This is a genomic window from Limnothrix sp. PR1529 (assembly GCF_002742025.1).
Lineage (GTDB): Bacteria > Cyanobacteriota > Cyanobacteriia > CACIAM-69d > CACIAM-69d > CACIAM-69d.
In genome coordinates this window covers 1-4,038 of the sequence record NZ_LIRO01000098.1, presented here as the reverse complement: position 1 = coordinate 4,038, position 4,038 = coordinate 1, and the positions used below count along the sequence as shown (strand labels likewise).

Below are 4,038 nucleotides of genomic sequence, written 5' to 3'. Positions count from 1 at the left end.
CGTGACCTGACCAAAAGGCAACGTGAAGGAATCGCTGCTGGTCGGCTTCTTGTAAGATAGCCCCGTGATGCCGCTGACTTTAGGAGCCGATCCAGACGACCGCTCAGTCAAAACAGCCTTGGCCGGCAAAAAGCCCCGATTTTTGACCGTTGAAGCGTCAACATCATCAAGAGCCAGGATGGTATCAGTAACCCCGAAGCCCGCCTGAGCCGCGGCCGCTCGGCCCGTAAAAGACACCAGTAGAGACACCGGCACAGTAGCAGCGTCACCAAAAGGATTTAGAGCCTTCTTGATCGTGCCTTTACGATCTACCACCTTGGTAATCGTGAGCGGGCTGGACCCGGATTGATAACTGAGATACTTCGTCAGGTATCCGCCCGTGGCCCCGTTTTTAATTGCTTGCTTGATCCGATTAAACCGTCGCTTGCGCATTGTCTTGCCCTACCACTTAAAAAAACCAGTCATAGAGCGGGTTTGATGCCGTCAAACCCACTCAATCCTTAAGACCGAACCGCTTCGACTTGCTGCATTTCAACCGGCTGCACCACTCGGATCGTGGCTTGGTTGATCACACCCCGAACGCCTGGCGCAATTTGTTGCAAGGACGTAGATTCAACCACCGATAGGGAGTTGACCTTTTTAGTGCCAGCAGGCGGAACCCATGCATCTTCGGCCTTGGAGACCACCTCCATCAGGCGATACAAGAGACCCATCAAAAGGTCATCTCCAATGGCCTCCGCCGAAGTAGGTACGGTTACGGGGCCCAGCAGATCAGCAACCTTGACACCGATCCATTCGCCGTCTGCGAAGATCAGTCCCGGTTTATCCTCAAGCATCTTTTGAACGAGCGAGTTAGCCATTACCTAAGCCCTGAAAGCAGGTGCGTGATTGAATTCTGCTCTCAGCCTGGCACGGCTCGGAACTCAAAAAAACAGCCGGAAACCTAATAGGTCTCCTCGCAAACTCCGGCCGATCGGGCTTGGGTACAGGCGATCGCCGCACAGGCATCACTACCCCCTAACCAAAGCCGCCCCGAACCGCCCCGTTGTGTCGTAAATCGGGATGGGGACAGGGACAGGCCAGACATGGGCCACGGCATATTGGAGCTTCACCCTGGCCATGGGCCGCCGTCGTGGCAATTTGCGCGATCGCCCCAGCACCGTATCGGAGCCAGGAACCACCGGGTAGGCCGTCCCTTCCTGTTCGTTTTGGCTGAAGTGGGCCTTAGACCAGTCGGGAGCTTCCCCCAAAACTCGAAAAATCGCCTCCACCATGTCGCGCCCAGCAGCTTTTGAGCCGCAAAGGATTTTGAGCTGGATGGGTGGGTTGCGTTCCAAGTCACGGTAGGCCATACAGTCGCGGCCTTTTTGCCAGTGACTTTCCGCCCGGGGTGGAAATTCAGACTTAATCCTGCGACCGATCGCCTCTAAAGCCGATTCCGAGAGCGACTCACCCGATTTCAATCGAAACGAAACCTCACCCGTAATCGGGGTCTGACCAGGTTCAAGATCCTGACGGCTTTCCCGAAAAAACAGGGAGATTTGGGGCAAAAATTTAACCGACTGCTGAAACCCAGGGATTGGCAAACCGTAAATCGGTGGATTCACAAGCTCATCACGTCTGGTCACCAGGTAAAACAAAATCAACCGCCCGATCGTTAGATCGATCGTGTCGGGTTCAAGGTGCGAGCAGGCAAGCCGGATCGACGCTCTAGGACTCTTGGACAGATCGCCTGCTTGTCCAGGAGTCCAAGACTCATCGCCAACGTCGCGAAAATAACGAGCCACTTCGGGATTAACTAACCGCTTTACTTGGTCTTGAAAATGCTCGGTCGGTGAAAAATTCTTAGGTAATTGGTCTGAGGGAAAACGGTTAGGTGCTGCCATAATCAATCTCCAAATTCCAAATCTTCTGAGCTTAAATCGCTCGCCTCACTGGCTTCTCTTGTCGCTTTTGCTCTTATTGTTTGCGGCACATTATCTTCCTGTGCTGCCTTGCCAATCGGTCTTGGCAAATCTGGGTTATAGTTTTCATCCTTAATCGGTTCCTCTGCGTTAGCAATTTGCGTTCTGAAATCTTGTTGATTTTGGGCTAATAACAAAGTTTCCTCGTCAATCGATAACGGTTTCTTGCCAAATAGAGTTGTCAAGTCTGGCAGTTCTATAACACCACTACCCGTTAGAGCACCAAAGAGCAAAAGTGATCGACCAATCAAGCCCGTAATACCGACAGGCATCCATTTATAGTCATTTTCACCAACAATTCTTGATTTCTTTAAGGCATTCCCGATTCGACTAACATTATTGGTTAGCACCTCAGCAACAGCATTAGTGCCCTGAAAATTAGTAGATAGGTTACTGAATAAGTTGGCGGAACTGGTAACAATTCGATTTTGATTAAGCAATTTTGACAGAAAGTTAGCCCAATTCTCTTGACCAATCAACGCATTAACAAAGCTTTTGAAACTTTGTTGAATGGTTTCTGCAAAATCAGGTGGCGCGGTCAAGTCATCAGTAGCAGTTAAACTAAATTCGCTAATGAAGTTATTCAGGAAACCGGAAAAGGTATTAGTTACCGATTCAAGAAAGTCAGAAGACTGAAGTAAGCCGTTATGCACCTCAAGCAAATTAACGAAAGAAAATTGCGCTTGCTGAATTTCAAACCGCCGCCTAATAGTCTCGATCCGCTTGGTTAGGGTCATCCCCTGCATGGGCCCAATCAGCTCAATACTGCCAATGGCCGCCAGGGCCCGATCGTTGGTGCGCAGAATCTCAGAGAGGTCGATCGCCTGAAAGCGACAGACGATCGCCGCGCTGGGGCCGTAACCAGCTTTAGGCCCATCGGACGCGATCGGCGGTGAACTAATTGCAGGCCATGGATAGTCGATCGATGGCGACCCTGGAATTGTGGGAACACCTGGGGCCGTAGGCAAGCCGGGAGCAGTGGGCGCGTCAAGAGCAGCGGGCTTGTCTACTGGAATACTGGCTGGGATGGGAACATCGATCGGCGGGTTTGCAGTGCCAGGAACCGGAGTAGGCAAGGAAGGCACATCGGGGCGATCGTCCGGTTGGGGGATAGCTGGCTGGGGAATGGCGGCCGGGCGACCAAGCACAGGCGCTGGATTCCGAGAGGGGTAGGGGTCTACCCCTGGCTGAGGTGGTTTGGGTTGCCGATCGGGTAACCATGGTTCCGGCAACCCGTCCACAGCCGTAATCGCCCATGAGGCCGTGGCGAAATAAGACCCGTCAGCCAGGTAATGAGTTTTTCCCACGCCGTCCCTAACGTAAATATCCATCCACTCGCTGGGCAGCGCGTCTGGATCGTAGTTGGCCCGGATACTTGCCAGAATTGGAACCTGAACCACGGTGAGCGGCCCTTGCAGGGTCAAAACCGAGTTGCCGCCATTGAGCCACCGTTGGAACCGATAGCGACCGGTGGCCGGGTTCCAAACGCTTTGGGCCACCGTCGCCCATTGATAGGCAACCCAGTAGGGCCGAGCCGATGAGCCGATCGGCGCTCTCTCTCCCGGTTCCCCCGGGATGTCGGCCGGTTTTGCGGCCGAGGGTGAGGCCCCTGTTGGCTTGGGCCGCACATCACTAGGCGGCCTGATGCCGGGCTTGGGCCAACCCATGGGCACAGCCGGCGGCCCGGGCCAGGCTGGCCAATCCGGGAGCGGTGGCAATTGCGGTAGGGCGATCGACGGCAGCGCCGGGGGCGATCTCAACCAATCGGGCAAATAATCCCACGGGTTTGTGGGTGGTGGAGCTGGGGCGGCCGCGGGTGGCGGGATATCTTCCGGCCTGGGCGGGGCCGGATCCAAATCATCGTTAGCCCTGGACGGAGCCGGATCCAAATCATCACCGCCGCGGCCACCGCCCGAGGGGATGGGGATGGGGGGCAAAGGGATTTTGGTCGGTTCCCCGATCGGTCTGGCCTGAGCACCCGATCGCAAAATCGGATCATTTAGGACTCTGTAGCCTTCAGGGCTGTCGAGAGAGGATACACCCATGGTTGGTTTACCCCTTAGGCGGTGGATCG

General features: G+C 54.6%; 4 protein-coding genes. All 4 read right to left on the bottom strand.

All coding sequences use genetic code 11. From position 1 onward, the window contains the following. Positions 1 to 432, bottom strand: a 432-nt coding sequence (locus AMR42_RS14130; RefSeq protein ID WP_143473107.1) for a hypothetical protein, incomplete at its 3' end; no start/stop codon positions are given. Between the two features lie 68 nt (positions 433 to 500). Beyond that, positions 501 to 860: a hypothetical protein gene (locus AMR42_RS14125; RefSeq protein ID WP_099534312.1), complete on the bottom strand. Its 360-nt coding sequence runs from the start codon at positions 858 to 860 to the stop codon at positions 501 to 503. Between the two features lie 150 nt (positions 861 to 1,010). Then, positions 1,011 to 1,886 carry a hypothetical protein gene (locus AMR42_RS14120; protein ID WP_143473106.1) on the bottom strand — a complete coding sequence of 292 codons (876 nt, stop codon included), beginning with the start codon at positions 1,884 to 1,886 and terminating at the stop codon, positions 1,011 to 1,013. A 2-nt stretch (positions 1,887 to 1,888) separates the two neighbouring features. After that, positions 1,889 to 4,009: a hypothetical protein gene (locus AMR42_RS14115; RefSeq protein WP_143473105.1), complete on the bottom strand. Its 2,121-nt coding sequence runs from the start codon at positions 4,007 to 4,009 to the stop codon at positions 1,889 to 1,891. Positions 4,010 to 4,038 lie beyond the last annotated feature (29 nt).